We start from the raw sequence: 15,651 nt of genomic DNA on the forward strand, positions 1-15,651 counted from the left end.
GGCCGGGCTCAGCCGGCCGGGGCGTTGGCGACGACGGCGGCCGGAGCGGGTGTGCCGGCGGCGGCCGGAGCGGGTGTGCCGGCGGCGGCCGGAGCGGGTGTGCCGGCGATATGGGACACGAGATCGCCGACCGTCATGGCCAGGATCTCCTCCATGTCCTTCTCGGCCAGGAAGGCGATCAGGTCCACGGCTGACCCGTACCGCTGCTGGAGCATTTCCGCGAGTGCGACGAACTCGATGCTCTCCAGCGCCAGGTCCTCGTTGAACGTCGTCGCCAGGGTCACCTCGTCGGCGAGCAGGAACTCGTCGCCGACTGTCTCGACGAGCATGGCGGTGATCTCGGCGAGTATCTGTTCGGCGGTGGGATCAGATGCCATGGCTGGCCTCCATGGGGTTCGGGGTGGGGGGTTGGGTCCAGGCGACAACATGGGCGGTGGGCCGAGCGTCAGGGCCGGGCAGATCGTGGACCGTGCTGATCCGTACGGTGTGGGTGCGGCCCCGCGGAGAGAGCACGCGGAGCCCGGTGGGGCCCTCGCTGACGGTCCACTGCTTCAGGTGGCCGCCCAGGCCGGTGCCCTCGGCCTTGGCGGCGGCTTCCTTGGCGGACCAGAGTGCGGTCAGTGCCTGGGCCCGGTCGAACCCCTCACGCGCGGCGAGTTGGCCGGCCAGCCGCCGCTCGTCTGCGGTGAGCGCGATACGGCTCAGCGCCGCGGGGTCCTCGGTGACCGCCTCGACGTCGATGCCGACCGCGTGGCTGGGGTGGGCGTACGCCACGGCCAGCCGGTCCTTGTGGGCGAGGGAGAGCCGGAGTCCGGCGGCGAGCGGGCCCTGCGCATTCGGGCGGCCCTCGTCGTCGTTGCCTACCGGGACCTCCACGGGGAAGAGCGGCCCCGCGCCCCCGTCCCACAGCAGTTGGCGTACGGCGTCCTTCGCGGCGATCCGCCCGAGCAGCCAGGCCGTGCGGGCCCGCGGCGGGCGCTGCTCGTACGCCGCCCGCTCGGCGGCCCCCAGATAGCGCCGCATCACCAGCTCCTGCGAGGCGGGGTCGGTCCAGCGGCGCCGGGCCAGGCACCAGCCGCCGGGCTGCGGCTCGCCGATGCCACAGACCTCCGGAGTGAACTTCATCGGCCACACCCGCTCGTCGGCCGCGAAACGCCGGTACGTCCAGCCTTCCAGGCGGGCCCACACGGTGCCGTCGTGGGCTACGAGTTCCACGTCGCCGTGTACGGAGCCCGGCCGTACGGCGCGAATGCGGGCGGTGGCGTGCAGCAGCGCGCCGTCACGTGGGGCGGGCCCGTACAGGCTGATCCGGTCCAGGGACGCGGGGAAGACCAGCCGGTCGGCGGGCAGGCGCAACTGCATCCAGTGGCCGAGGAGTTGCCCGGCGGCGTCCAGCAGCGCGCCCGGCGCGGGCAGGGCGCGCAGCACCCCGCGAATGCCGTCGTCGGCGACAGCGGTCACCTCATGGACGCCGGCGAACTGGGGACCGTGGAACATCCACCGGTCGCGGTAGAGGGCCTCGGCGCTGACGGGAGGCGGTACTTCCCGGGTCAGCGCCGAGAGATCGGGTGCGGGAGGTACGCAGTGGCGGTCGGCGAGGACGACGGTGACGGTCGCGCACCCGCCGATCTCCACGCGGACCTGGCCGCCGGTGGGGGCGGGGATCACGCTGAACTCCGCGTCGACGGGCGGGGCGACGGCCAGCCAGCGCAACGCGCGAACGTCGCGGAAACCGGTCACCACGCCTCCGGGTACCGCGCGGCGGGCGGCGTCCGCGGCGAGCTCCAGCAGCGTGGTCATGGGGACGACGGGGAAGCGGTCCGAGGCATCGGGCCAGCTGTCGGGCTGGAGATAGACGCAGTGGTCGCGGACGTACGGCACGGTCTCGAGGGACAGCCGCCGCCGGGTGCGGTGGGCAGGCGCCGTTTCGTCCGGGGTGTTGGGGGCGGTTCGCGTCGGCGACTGCGGGGCGGGTGCCGCGCGCCAGGCTTCGGCGACGGCGCGCGCCGCGTCTTCCGTCTCCTCCAGTACGGCGTCGAGGGCCGAGAGCAGTACAGGTGGTTGGTCAGTGTCGGCTGTCCGTGCCTTCCCGGACGGGCGAGCCAGGTGGAGCGGGGACACCGCGCCACCCAGACTCACCAGCGGAGAGCCGAGATCGAGCCGCGCGAGACTCGGCTCGGGGGCAGCGGGCGCGGTCACAGCGACGGGCGCGGCCGACTCGGCGGGCGGCGTGCCGTTCGACCCCGGACCGCACCTCACAACGCCCTGCCCCAGCACCGCATTCGCGCGCTTCGTCAGCCGGTCCCAGCGGGGGTTCAGCCCCTCCGTCCACAGCGCCGCCGCCAGCCGGCGCAGTTGGTCCAGCCCGTTGCCGCCCCGGGACGCGCCCGCGGAGACCGCGAGGTGGTCCCGGCCGTGCAGAGTGTCCGACACGAAGCCCGGGAGGCTGCCGGGGCCCATCTGTACGAAGGCCCGCACGCCCTCGGCGTACAACCGTGTCGTCAACTCCCGGAAGCGCACCGGCTCCAGCAGATGGCGCAACACCACGTCCCGTACGTCCTGCTCCTCACCCGGATATGTGGCGGCCGTGGTCGCGGACCAGACGGGCACGTCCGGCGGCCGGAGCGGCAGTCGGGCGAAGGCGGCGCGCACTTGGTCGAGGTAGGGCGCCCACATGGGTGTGTGGAAGCCCGACCGGAAGGGCAGCTCCTGGGTGAGTACGCCCTGGTCGGCCAGCCGGGTCAGCGCTTCGGCCACGGGGCGGGGTTCGCCGCACAGCACCGCCTGGTGGGGGCAGTTGTCGTGGCTCACCGCAACACGGTCAAGGCCGTGCAGAGCGTCGGTGGCCTGCTCCGCCCCACAGCCGAGTGCCGTGTAGACCAGATCGGGGACGTCGAGATCGCCCGGCCGCAGCGAGTCGAGAAAGGTGTCGACGGCGTGCTGCGGGTACATCCCGGCGACCACCATCGCGGTCCACTCGCCCAGGCTGTGCCCCGCCAACAGCCGTGGGCGGATTCCCAGTTCGGGGAGTACGCGGGCGAAGAAGCGGCCGACCGCGATGGCGTCCACCGCCCGTTCCACCAGCGTGCCGCCGCCGGTCAGGGCGGGCCGCGGCAGCCCGAAGCGGTCGGCGACATCATCGACCTGCGGCGTGAAGTCCGGCTCAAGGCCGGGGAAGAGAAGGGCCGGCCGGGCATCGTGCGCGAGCAGGGGGCGCGGTGTGAACCACACGCCGCCGCGTCCGCGCCAGGGCCGTCCCCGGGCAACGACCGCCGCGGCCAGAGCCCGGCGCTTCGGGGTAAGGCCGAGCACGGCGAGACGGCAGGGACCGTCGGAGGTGGGCGACTGCACCGCCTGCTCCGGAACACGCAACTCCTCTACCAAACGGCCCAGTTCGCCGGGAGTACTGGCGGCCAGCAGCGTCACCTCGGGATCGTCGGTCGGCGCGGAGGCGCGCGCTGCCGCTACCGGTCGGCCCGGCCCCAGCAGGTGGCCCGCGGCGAAGGCCCCCGGCGCCTCCTCCAGCACCACATGCGCGTTGATCCCGCCGAAGCCGAAGGCGTTCACGCCCGCGCGTCGCGGCGCGCTCCCGCGGTCCCAGGGCTCCGCCACCGTCACCGGGCGCATACGCGTCCTGGCGAAGCCCTCGTGCGGCTCGTCGAGATGGAGCGTCGGCGGCAGCGTCCCGTCGTGCACCGCGAGTACGGCCTTGATCAGCCCGGCCATCCCGGAAGCCTGCATGGTGTGACCGAGCATCGACTTCACGGAGCCCATCGCGACCGGCTCGGCGCCTGCCGTGCGCGGACCGAAGACGCGGGCCAGGGTGGTGAGTTCGGCCTCGTCACCGACCGGCGTTCCGGTGCCGTGCGCCTCCAGCAGACCGAGCGCGCCGGGCGCTGCCGGGTCCAGGCCGGCCTGCGCCCAGGCCTGGTGCAGGGTGCGTGCCTGGCCGTCCACCAGGGGGCTCATCAGGCTCGCGGCCCGGCCGTCGCCGGCCACGCCGACGCCTCGTACGACGGCGTAGACGCGGTCGCCGTCGCGTTCGGCGTCGGCGAGGCGCTTGAGGAGGACGACGCCCGTGCCTTCGGACAGCAGCGTTCCGTCGGCGCGGCGGTCGAAGGGGCGGATCTGCTGGCTCGGGCTGAGCGCCCGCAGCTGGGTGAAGACGCTCCAGAGTGTGGCGATATGGCAGTGGTGGACGGCTCCGGCGACCATCAGGTCGCAGCTGCCGGACGCCAGCAGGCCGGCCGCCTGCTCGACGGCGAGCAGCGAGGAGGCACAAGCGGCGTCGAGGGTGTAGGCGGGGCCGCGGAAGTCGAGGCGGTTGGCGGCCCTGGCGGCGGTGAAGCTGGGTACGAGGCCGATCGACGCCTCCGGCCGCTCGGGACCCAGCCCCGCCTGGAAGGCTTCGCGGACCTGTTTGATCCGCTCCTCGCCCAGTTCGGGAACGAGTTCGCGCAGCGTCGCGGCCAGCTGGTGGGCGGTGCGCACGCGCTGGTCGAGGCGGGCGGTGGCGACGCCCATGAACCCGCCACGGCCGAGGATGACGCCGATCCGGGAGCGGTCGGCGGGCAGCCGCTCCTCGCCTCCGGCATCGGCCACGGCCTCGGCGATGACCCGCAGGGCGAGCAGTTGGTCGGGCTCCGCACCGGCCACGGCCGCGGGCATGATGCCGAATCGGGTCGGATCGAAGGCGGTGAGGTCGTCGATGAAACCGCCGCGCCGACAGTAGAAGTGATCGCTACGCGCAGGTCCTTCGGTGCCGTTCGCGTCGTAGTAGACCTGCGGGTCCCAGCGGCCGGGTGGTACTTCGCTGATGACGTCCGTGCCCGCGAAGAGGTTACGACGGTACGCGGCCAGGTCGGCGGCCCCGGGGAAGACGGCGCCCATGCCGATGATGGCGGCGTCGGCCGGGCGGGGGCCGCGGTCAGGCATGGGAGCTCTCCCCCGAAGCCTCTTCCGCGAGGAGTACGACCTGGCCGGTGGTGCCGTGCGCCAGCTCGGCGAGGAACGCGGCCGTGCCCGCGGCCGGATCGAGGAGCGGGATGCCGCGGCTCGCGTACATCCGCTCCAGCTCCGGGGTGACCATGCCGCCTGCCTCCGCCGCCCACGGGCCCCAGTCGATGGCGAGGACCCGGCCGGGGAAGCGGCGCGACCAGGCCGGGGTGGCCGCGAGGGTGTCCAGGGCGTCGTTGGCTGCCGCGTAGTCGGCCTGGCCGCGGTTGCCGAGGACGCCTGCGATGCTGCCGAACATGACCAGGAAGGCGGGGCTGGGGCCGTCGCCGTGGTCCGCGGCGGCGTCGGCGAGATGGCGGGCGCCGTCGACCTTGGTGGTGAACACCCGCGCGAAGGACGCCGGGGCCTTGTCGCGCAGCAGCCTGTCCTCGAGGATTCCGGCTCCGTGCACGATGCCGTCGAGGCGGCCCTGGCGCGTACGTACGTCGCGGATGACCGCGCGTACGGCATCTGCGTCGGTGACGTCCGCCGCGTGATAGCGCACGGAAGCGGCAGTGGAGGTGAGGACGGCGAGGGTGGTACGGATCTCGCGTGCGGCGAGGATGCGGGTCGCGGCCGTCTCGATCTCTGCGGGGGTGCGCAGGCCCTGCCGTACGAGGGCCGCACGCAGGGCGACCCTGTCGTGGGCGTGGGCGACTGCCGGGTCCTCGGCGTCGTCGGGGGGCGGGGTGCGGCCGATGAGTTCGATGTGGCAGCCGGTGGCTTCGGCGATGGCGATGGCCGTACGAGCCGTGATGCCACGAGCCCCGCCGGTGAGCAGCACCACCGCGTCGCGGCCGATCGGAAGCGGTGGCGCCGCTTCGCTGACGGGGAGGGGGACGGCGACGGTGCGCAGAGTGTTGCGAGTGCCGTTGGTGTAGCCGATGACCACTGGCTCCTCGGGGGCGCACAGTTCGGCGATCAGATGGGCGGCGATCCGCTCGGGGCGGTCCTTGGGGTCGATGTCCACGGCGCGCACGGCGGTGCCGGGGTGTTCGATCGCCGCGGTACGGGCGAAGCCGTACAGTCCCACGCCGGGGATCGGATCGGCGGGGACCGGCGATTCGTGTGACGGCACGGAACGGCCGAACGCTCCGCCGCGTCCGGTGACGAGCAGCAGTCGGCGTGTGCCCGCCGTCAATGTCGCGCGCAATGCGCCGAAGGTCTCCGGAAGCACGGGGTCCGGGACGGGGCGCAGCGCGCTGAGGTCCACGACGCCGTCGGTCCCGGCGGCGTCCGCCAGGCGGTCGGGGTGGAGGGTGCGCACCTCGGCGCCGTGCGACTCCAGCGCGGCGGCGAGGGCGAGGGCAACCCCGAGGCCGTCGTCGACGACGGCGAACCGCAGGCCGGGTAGCACATCGGCCGGGTCGCGGGTGGTGGGCGGCCCCACGGGAGCGACCTCGACCAGGAGTCGCGCGGGCAGCGTCGGGCGAGGCGCGTCCTGGTGCTTGGGCGCCTCGGCGGCCGGGGGCGCTTCAGGCTCGGTGACAGGTCCTCGCGCGACAATCCAGTCGACGATGCCGCTGATGGTCTTCAGCCGGGAGAGTTCCTCGACGGCCGATTCCGCCGGGCCGTCCTGACCGCGCGGCAGCCCGATGCGGTCGGCCAGCGCACCGATGATCTCCACCCGCTTGATGGAGTCCACCGATAGGTCGGCTTCCAAATCGAGTGCGGGATCGAGCATCTCCCTCGGGTAACCGGTGCGGACATGGACGATCTCCAGTACGGCGTCCATGAGCTGCTCGCGCGTCAGGGGGCCGGCTTGGGACTCGTCGGCGGCGGGCCGGGGCGCGAGGGGTTCTGGCTCCCGCGCGGGTGCGGTCGCCGGTAGCGGCACGCGGTCGGCCCCCAAGTAGCCCAGCAGGACGTCCCGTTGCGCGGCGACCAGCTCCCGGGCTCCGCGCAGGTACTCCAGTACGGCGTCCTCCCGCCGGTCCGCGGCCGCCGGGGCAGGGGCCGCCGCCACTCGCCGGGCCGGGCGCAGGCCGCCCGCCACTGCTTCGCCGTCCGCCGTCCGTACGAGATGGCCGTCCACCAGCCAGCCGGCGCGCCTGGGCGTCTCGGCGGGCAGGGCCGAGGTACGGCCCTTGAACAGAGGCTCCGGGTCGAACGGGACGCCCGCCGCGGCGAGTTCGGCCAGCGTGGTCACCAGGCGGCTCAGCCCGTGTTCGCCCGGGACGTCGAGCGGGACGGCGGCGTGCGGCCGGTCGCCCAGGATGCGGCCGACGAGCCCGGTGAGCACCCGGCCAGGCCCGGCCTCCACGAAGGTCCGTACCCCGGAGGCGTACATGGCCTCGATCTGCTCGGCGAAACGCACGGGTTCGGCGAGCTGGCGGGCCAGCAACTCCCGTACGCCCACCGCGTCGGCGGGGTAGGGGCGCGCGGTGGTGTTCGACCAGACCGGGACCGCGGGCCCGGCCACGGCCGAACCGGCCAGTTCCGCGGCCAGCGCGTCGGCGGCGCCCGCGACGACGCCGCTGTGGAAGGCGCAGGCGACCGGGATGCGTTCGGCGGCGATGCCCGCGTCGCGCAGCGCGCCGATCGCGGCGTCGACCGCCTGCGTGGGCCCTGAGATGACGCACTGGGACGGCGAGTTGTGGTTCGCGACAACACAGCCGGGTGGCAGTTCCGGCAGCTCCCCCGGCGGGGCGGGCACCGCGGCCATCGCTCCGGGGTCGTCACCGGCGGCGGCGAGGATCGCGTCGGCCCTGCGGTCGCTGAGCCGGAGGAGGGTCGCGGTGTCATAGACACCGCCGGCCCAGAGGGCGACCAGTTCGCCGTAGGAGTGGCCTGCCGTGCAGTCGGGACGTATGCCGAGCGTCGTGAGCAGGAGGTGCGCGGCGGCGCCGGTGAGGCCGAGGGCGGGCTGGGCGGTCCGGGTGTCGGTGACGGCGGCGCGCTGGGCTGCCCGTTCCTCGGGCGTGAAGGCTGCTGACGGGAACATCCTGCTCACGCGGCGCGGGTCCGCTGCGTACAGCATCGTCCGCAGCCGGGGGAAGGCGATGAACAGATCGCCGAGCATGCCAGGACGCTGGCTGCCCTGCCCAGGGAAGAGGAAGGCGGTCCGGCCCGACTCGCCCGCGTCGTTGCGCACATGTATGCCCTCGCCGGTGGCGAAGTCCCGGGCCAGGTCCAGCTTGGCGGCCAGGTCGTCGAGGCTTTCGGCGACGACCGCGACCTGGATCTCGCACTCTCCGGCAGAGGTCTCGGCGGCGAGGTCGCGCAGCGGCCATGGACGTCCCGCCGCGTCGTTCTGTTCCAGCCTGGCGGCGAGGCGGTCGATCGCACGGAGTGCGGCCACACGGTCGGTGCCCCGGAAGCAGAACAGCTCGGCGGGCCAGGCATCCAGCCCGTGTGCGGGCTCGCCCGCATCCCCGTAGCCGGCGAGGACCGCGTGGTAGTTGGTGCCGCCGAAGCCGAAGGCACTGACCGCGGCGAGCCGTTGCCCGGCGGGCGCGGCCCACGGCCTGGCCTCGGTGTCGAAGCAGAAGGGGCTGGTATCCGGCTGCCAGGCGGGGTTGGGGCTGGTCAGGTGCAGGGTCGGCGGCCGCACGCCGGAGTGCACGGCCCGAGCCGCCTTGACGAGCCCGGCCAGGCCCGCCGCGCATTTCGTATGGCCGAGCTGCGACTTGACCGAGCCGAGCGAGCAGGAGCCCGTGTCGCCATCTGCGAACACCTCGGTGAGGACGGCCAGTTCGGTGCTGTCCCCGACGACGGTGCCCGTGCCGTGTGCCTCCACGAGGCCGATCTCGGCGGGCGTGACTCCGGCTCGCCGGTAGGCGCGTTCCAGTGCGCGACGCTGCCCTTCGGGGCGGGGTGCGGTGAGGCCGAGGGAACGTCCGTCGCTGGAGGCGCCGACGGCCTTGACGACGGCGTAGATGCGGTCGCCGTCGCGTTCGGCGTCCGCCAGTCGCTTGAGTACGAGGCAGGCGACGCCTTCGCCGAGGGCGATGCCGTCGGCGGAGGCGTCGAAGGGGCGGCACCGGCCGGTGGGCGACAGGGCGCGTACGGAGGCGAACATCAGGTAGTCGTTGATGCCGTTGTGCACATCGGCGCCGCCGCACAGCACCATGTCGCTGTCCCGGTCGCGCAGTTGCCTGCAGGCCAGGTCGAGGGCGGCGAGCGAGGACGCACAGGCGGCGTCGATGGTGCAGTTGGCGCCGCCGAGGTCGAGGCGGTTGGCGACCCGCCCGGCGATGACGTTCGCGAGCACGCCGGGGAAGGAGTCCTCTGTCAGCCGGGGCAGCTGGGCGTCCAGCTCGGGCGGCAGCTCACCGAGGTAGCCGGGGTGCAGTGCGCGGAAGCCGTAGGCGCCCGCGAGATCGGTGCCCGCCTCGGCGCCGAAGACGACCGAGGTGCGGGAGCGGTCGAAGTGCCGCTCCCCCGCGTAACCGGCGTCGGCTAGGGCGCGGGCAGCGATGTCGAGTGCGAGCAGCTGCACGGGTTCGATGCTGCCGAGCGAGGCCGGGGCGATGCCGTGGGCGAGTGCGTCGAACGGCGCGGGCGGCAGGAAGCCGCCCCACCGGGACGGGGTCCGCTCCCCGGCCCGCGCCGGGTCGGGATCGTGGTAGGCGGCGGTGTCCCAGCGGCCGGCGGGCACTGCGGTGACGGAGTCGGTCCCGGCGACGACGTTCGACCAGTACCCGGCAAGGTCGTCCGCACCGGGGTAGCGGCAGGCCATGCCGACGACGGCGATGTCGAGCGGGGCTTCGTCGTGCCGGTCGTCCTTGGCCGGCAGACTGCGGAGCTGCTCCGCCCGCTCGGCGAGCAGGGCCGTCGCTCCCTCGGTCACCTGGGCGTGCAGGGCCCCGACCGTGGTGGTGGCGGTGCGGGCGGTGGCGATCTGGCCGAGCATGTAGAGGCCCTCGCGGCGCTGCTCCTTCTCGTCCACCGGGACGGCGCCCGCGCCGGTGTGGCGCAGGCCCTTGCTGGCGATCCGCAGCCGCCCGAGGTTGAGTTTTTCCAGCTCCTCCCAGACTTCATGAGGGCTCGCGCCGTCCTGCCGAAGCCGCCGTGCGGTGGCGGTGAAGGCATCGGCGTACGGCGTCGTTGCGCAGCGTGTGGCGTGACCGGGGGCGGTGCGCAGCAGCTCGGTGGACTCGCACTCGATCGCCGTCCGCTGGAAGCCGGGCAGCACGGCTCCGGCGGCGACGGCCTCCTCGGTGAACAGATAGGCGGTGCCCATGAGGACGCCGGTCCGGACCCCGCGCTCGGCGAGCGGACCGGCGGCTGCCATCGCCATCGCCGCGGATCGCTCGTCGTGGATACCACCGGCGAAGAGCACGTCGAGTTCGGCGGCGTACGGGCACGCGAGCAGCCGCTCGATCTGCTCCTCCCAGAGCGGGAAGGCGGCACGCGGGCCGATGTGGCCGCCGCATTCGAGCCCTTCGAAGACGAACCTGCGCGCTCCCTCGGCGAGAAACTGCTCCAGCAGTCCCGGGGAGGGCACATGCAGATACGTCCGGGTCCCGGCGGCTTCGAGTGGGGCGGCCTGGGCGGGCCGGCCGCCGGCGATGATCGCGTACGGGGGCCCTATCCCGGCCACGGCGGCGAGCTGTTCGCGGCGTAGTTCGTCGGGGGCGAAGCCGAGCAGTCCGACACCCCAGTCCCGGCCGGCCAGGCGCTCGGCGGTTTCACTGAGCAGCTCGCGCACGTCCCGGCCGTCCATCACGGCCAGGGCCAGAAAGGGCAGCCCGCCCGCTTCTGCCACGGCGGAGGCGAAGGCGGGCCGGTCGCTGACGCGGGTCATGGGGCCTTGGACCACAGGCAGGCGGCGTTCGCCCGGGCGCTGCTGGAGGGGGCGGGCTCGTACTGCCGCTTCGAGGTGGTCGGTGATGGCCGCCCTGACGGCCTGTACGACGGAGCCGGTGGTGCGGTGGCGCGAGGCAAGCCGGGCGGCGATCGGCCCGTCCTGTCCGATGGGTAGTGGCTGCGTGTGCAGGCCGCGGGCGCCGAGGAGTTCGGCGATGTTCCCTTTCGGCGGTGCCAGGTCGGGACGGGTGTACACACGGTAGCCCGCGACGAGGGTGGTTTCGCTGCCGTCCATGGCCCGGATCGCGGCCTCGACGGCGGCGGGAAGTCGGGCCGCCCCTTCGGTGGTGAGCGCGAGCTGCGTGTCGAGTACGACGCCGGCGGCTCCGCCCGCGACGGCCGCGGCCGCCGTGTGCAGGCCGATGCCTCCTGCCGCCAGAACCGGCACGGTCAACTCGGGGTCGGCCAGCAGCCGTTGCAGCAGTACGGAAGTGGTCAGTTCGCCGACCCGGCCGCCGGCCTCGTGTCCCTTGGCGACGAGGCAGGCCGCGCCGGCGGCGACGGCGGCCGCAGCCTCGGCGGGGCTGATGACCTCGGCCCAGACCTGGCGCCTGCCACCGGCCGCCCAGACCTCCGTGCCGGAGCGCCACCAGGGCTCGGTGAGCAGCACGGTCTCCACGGCGGCGGGCAGTTCGTCCGGGGTGAGCGGGCATCCGGCCGGCAGGCGGACGCCGTAGCGGCCCCGCAGCCCGGCCATCGCGGTGCGCGCCCGGTCGCGATCCCTGCCGAGGTCGAGCAGGCCCAGCGCACCGGCCCGTCCCGCGGCCGCGACCATCGGGGCGTCGGGCTCCTCGAACGGGCTGACCACGACGACGAGGTCCCGGCCTGCTTGCCGGGCGGGCTGAGAGATCACGGGCTCTCCTTGGGTTCCGGGGTTCCCACCAGGGCCGGGCGAGGGAGCGGTGGTTCAGGCCGTGCGACGGTCGGATCGCGGCAGGCAGAGGACGTGTACGGGCACCCGGCGAGAAGTAACCGACGGGTAACGTGTGATGCCGCGTTGCATCCTGCGGCGAGGGGGCCGCACTGTCAACGCACATCCGCCACCCATGCCGCAGCGGTATGGAACGCAACCTGACTTGATATCAACTTCCTTGTAGAGCTGGGCACTTGATAGCAACACGCCTCTTACACCCTGCACTGCCCGGCGGTTAACGTCCGCCCATGACCCCCACACTGCAACAGCTGCGCTACCTCGTCGCCGTCGCGGACTGCCGCTCCATCACAGCCGCGGCGAGCTCCGTCTACGTCGCCCAGCCCGCCCTCTCCCGCTCCATCCAGGCCCTGGAACGCGGAGTGGGCGTGGAGCTCCTGGACCGCAAGGGCCGGGGGGCGACCCTCACACCCGAGGGCGCCCGTGTCGTACGCCTGGCTCGCACGGTCCTCGACGCCGTGGCGGCTATCGAGGACATCGGCCCGGCACACGGCGGCAGAGCGCACGCCAAACTGATCGTGGCCGCCACCCCGACCCTCTCCCTCGACCTCGCCGCCGACCTGGTGCCTTCCTTCGCCGAACGCCACCCCGGCATCGAAGTACGCCTGCTCCCGCACGACAGCCGCGAGGCGCTCATACGCGCTCTGACCGACGGCGTGGCGGAACTGGGCCTGGTCGATCTCCCGGTCGACAAGGAGTTGTCCACGCACCACCTTCAGGACCGCGAGGTCGTCCTGATCTCGCCACCGGGCTCCGGGCTGCCCGACCCGATGCCGTTCCGGATGCTCGGTGGCCTGCGGATGGTGCTGCCCACTCCCGGCACGGGCCGGCGCATTGAGCTCGAGGCGATGTTCGGCCGACTCGGGGTGCGTCCTGTGGCGGTGGTGGAAGCGGACGAGCGGCTGGCCTGGGTGACAAGCGTCGTGAACGGGCGTGGCTCGCTGATCTGGTACCGGGACATGGTGTTACGGGCCTTCGGCCACCGCGTCGAAGTCCGCTCCTTCACCCCGCCGCTGCTGCGCGCCGTCGGCATCGTGCACCCGCGCGGCCCGCTCAGCCGCAGCGCCCGAGCCTTCCTGTCGCACGCCCGGCACAACACACCCGTACGGGAACCCGCCGGCTGAATCCGGGCCGACGGGGTCAGCGGTGTTCGGGGTTGGGATAGTCGTCGCGGCAGCCGGCGTCCCATTCGGAGCGCTGGTTGCCGTGGGCCGGGATGCCGCCCGCCTGCTTCAGCATTGCGCCGAGATGCATGAGGTTCCACGTCATGAAGGTCGTGTTGCGATTGGTGAAGTCGTTCTCCGGGCCACCCGAACCCGGGTCCAGGTAGGACGGGCCCGGACCGGCTTCGCCGATCCAGCCGGCGTCGGCCTGCGGCGGAATCGTGTACCCGAGGTGCTGGAGGCTGTAGAGGACGTTCATGGCGCAGTGTTTGACGCCGTCCTCGTTGCCGGTGATCAGACAGCCGCCGACTCGGCCGTAATACGCGTACTGGCCACGGTCGTTGAGGATGCTGGAGCAGGCGTAGAGGCGCTCGACGACCTGCTTCATCACGGAGCTGTTGTCGCCGAGCCAGATGGGCCCGCAGAGGATGAGCATGTCAGCGGCCATGACCTTTTCGTACAGCTGGGGCCAGGCGTCACTCTCCCAGCCGTGCTCGGTCATATCGGGCCAGACACCGGTCGCGATGTCGTGGTCCACAGCGCGGATCACCTCGGTCGCGACGCCGTTCTGGTCCAGGACGGCGCGGCTCTTTTCGATCAGGCCCTCGGTGTTGCTGGTCTCCGGGGAGCGCTTGAGCGTGCAGTTGACGAACAGGGCGCGCAGCCCGTCGTAGCGGTACGTCGTCGCGGGCATCGGCCGTCTCCTCGTAGGGGTGGGACACCAGCACCAGACTGCTGCCCTCGGGGCACGAGCGCACGCAGGCGCGCGCCGTGCGCTCACAGCGGTACGCCAGGTGACGCCGTCGTCTTCCGGCAATCGGCGCGCCCCACGCCGGTCGGCCGTACGGCACCTGCGCGTCGCACACCGTGGGCAGCCTGGTGACGCGACGTTGTCCTGGCGGTGTGTGCGGAGCGGAGACAAACCGAGGCCATGGCCACCCCCCGTGCAAACCCCCTCCGGGGACTGCCACTGCGACAGATCGCCTGCATGGTGCCGATCGCTGCCGTCGGCCTCTGGGCGGCCCAGCACTGGCCTCTCATCACGGCAGGCGGCAGCGAACTCCTCTCGGCCAACCAGCGCTGGCTGCTGGTGGCCGCCGCACTCACTGTGCTCGGCTGGGTCGCCGTCTCCTTCACACGGCAGGGAGCGACCCTCGAACCGCTCCCCGCGGTGCGGCTCTTCGTGACGCAATTCGCCGCCGGAGCCGCCAACCATCTCCTCCCGGCGGGCCTCGGCGCGGGCACGGTCAATCTGCGTTTTCTCCAGCGCTGCGGGCTCTCGCTGTCGCGGTCCTGTGCCGCTCTGGCCCTGCACATGCTGGCGGCGGGCACCGGCCGCATCGCTCTGCTGCTCGTGCTGCTCGCCGCCTCTCCGAACGCGCTGCGACTGGAGGGTCTCATGCCGGACGCGGCAGGCCCGCTGCTGCTCGTGGCGGGATGCCTGGTCTGCGCGGTGGCGGTGACGCTTGGGACGGTACGGCCGCTGCGCAGGGCCGTCCGCGCGTTTGTCGACACCGCGCTGAGCGACGCACGCTCGGTGCACAGCAGGCCCACGAGAGTGCTGGCCCTGTGGGGCGGCGCGCTGGCCTATCCCACCATTCAGGCTGCGGGACTGGTCGCCGTGGCGATGGCCCTGGACGTGTCCGTGCCGATGGTCCACATCGGGATCGCCTACCTTGCCGGGAGCACCCTGGCCGCCGTCGTACCGACACCTGGCGGCATCGGCTCGGTGGACGCGGGGCTCGTCATCGCCCTTGTCACCACCGGGGTTTCGATCGCGGTGGCCACGTCCGTCGTCCTCGGGTACCGGATCATCACGGTGTGGCTGCCACTGGTTCCCGGCGCCCTGGTGCTCGGTGTCCTGGTCCGCTCGAAGGTGATCTGAGACCGGTCCCCGCCATGATCAGTTCATAAATGCGCCAACAGATCACAAACACGAATCGCGAACCGTCCGACGGTGGTTGGGTTCACGGCATGATTCTGAACCGACACCAGCCCGTGCCTGCCGGCACAGGACGTCGTGCTCTGCTCCGTGCCGCCCTCGCGGGAACCGCCACGGTCGGCGCGGGCCTCACACTCGGCACCACACCCGCCACGGCCGCACCCCGAATACCGGCCCCGCGCACACAGCAAGTCACCCCGGACGAGGCGCTGCGCGCATTGTCCGCCGGCAACCGGCGGTGGCGCAGATTCCAGCAGCAGCACCCCCACGAGTCCCCGTCCGTGCGCCAGGCGCTCGTGCCGGGTCAGCACCCGTTCGCGGTCATCCTGGGGTGCATCGACTCGCGCGTACCGCCGGAGCTGGTCTTCGACCAGGGGCTCGGCGACCTGCTGACGGTGCGGTCGGCCGGCGAGGTACTGGACGAAGCCGTCCTGGGCTCCATCGCCTACGGCGTACTGGAACTGGACATACCGTTGATCCTGGTCCTCGGACACCAGTCGTGCGGCGCGGTGTCCGCGGCCGTCCACGCGGACGAGGCCGGAGAACAGCTTCCCGCACACATCCAGTACCTGGCCGAGCAGATACGCCCGGCCATAGACCACAGCCAGCACGGCGACGCCCGCGTCGACTCCACCGTCACGCGCAACGTCGGCCTGGTCCGCTCACGCCTCGCCGCCGAGCCCGATCTCGCCGACAAGGTGGCGGCCGGGGACCTCGCCATCGTTGGAGCCCGCTACGAGCTGCATTCACAACTCGTCCACGCGGTCCACTGAGCGTCGCCCCTCGCCAGTGCCGCTCGCCCTCGCCCT

7 protein-coding genes are annotated in these 15,651 nt (G+C 72.9%); 3 read left to right on the forward strand and 4 right to left on the reverse strand.

All coding sequences use genetic code 11. The features are described from left to right. Positions 1-8: 8 nt before the first annotated feature. From ACH492_RS11365 to ACH492_RS11375, 3 genes are read right to left on the reverse strand one after another with little or no spacing between them, the layout of a single operon-like run. Positions 9-377 (reverse strand): phosphopantetheine-binding protein, encoded by a 369-nt coding sequence (locus ACH492_RS11365; RefSeq protein WP_398985152.1) that lies wholly within the window; start codon positions 375-377, stop codon positions 9-11. Then, on the reverse strand, positions 367-4,935 hold the full coding sequence (locus ACH492_RS11370) for a beta-ketoacyl synthase N-terminal-like domain-containing protein (protein WP_398985154.1): 4,569 nt from the start codon (positions 4,933-4,935) through the stop codon (positions 367-369). The genes ACH492_RS11365 and ACH492_RS11370 overlap by 11 nt, the downstream gene beginning before the upstream one ends. Beyond that, positions 4,928-11,659: an SDR family NAD(P)-dependent oxidoreductase gene (locus tag ACH492_RS11375; RefSeq protein ID WP_398985156.1), complete on the reverse strand. Its 6,732-nt coding sequence runs from the start codon at positions 11,657-11,659 to the stop codon at positions 4,928-4,930. The genes ACH492_RS11370 and ACH492_RS11375 overlap by 8 nt, the downstream gene beginning before the upstream one ends. A gap of 308 nt (positions 11,660-11,967) precedes the next feature. On the opposite strand from ACH492_RS11375, the gene ACH492_RS11380 reads away from it, so the two are divergent. Continuing rightward, the gene (locus ACH492_RS11380; RefSeq protein ID WP_398985158.1) at positions 11,968-12,861 is read left to right on the forward strand and encodes a LysR substrate-binding domain-containing protein; all 894 of its coding nucleotides are present in this window, start codon (positions 11,968-11,970) and stop codon (positions 12,859-12,861) included. 16 nt (positions 12,862-12,877) lie between these two features. Here ACH492_RS11380 and ACH492_RS11385 read toward each other — a convergent pair whose 3' ends face one another. Continuing rightward, positions 12,878-13,594, reverse strand: a complete 717-nt coding sequence (locus ACH492_RS11385; protein WP_398985160.1) for a flavodoxin family protein — start codon at positions 13,592-13,594, stop codon at positions 12,878-12,880. Between the two features lie 294 nt (positions 13,595-13,888). Between ACH492_RS11385 and ACH492_RS11390 the strand changes: the two genes are divergently transcribed. Continuing rightward, a complete protein-coding gene (locus ACH492_RS11390; protein WP_398985162.1) occupies positions 13,889-14,785 on the forward strand; it encodes a YbhN family protein in 897 nt (298 codons plus the stop codon). A gap of 89 nt (positions 14,786-14,874) precedes the next feature. Continuing rightward, positions 14,875-15,615 carry a carbonic anhydrase gene (locus ACH492_RS11395; RefSeq protein ID WP_398985164.1) on the forward strand — a complete coding sequence of 247 codons (741 nt, stop codon included), beginning with the start codon at positions 14,875-14,877 and terminating at the stop codon, positions 15,613-15,615. Positions 15,616-15,651 lie beyond the last annotated feature (36 nt).

Source organism: Streptomyces sp. NPDC019443 (assembly GCF_044389785.1).
Lineage (GTDB): Bacteria > Actinomycetota > Actinomycetes > Streptomycetales > Streptomycetaceae > Streptomyces.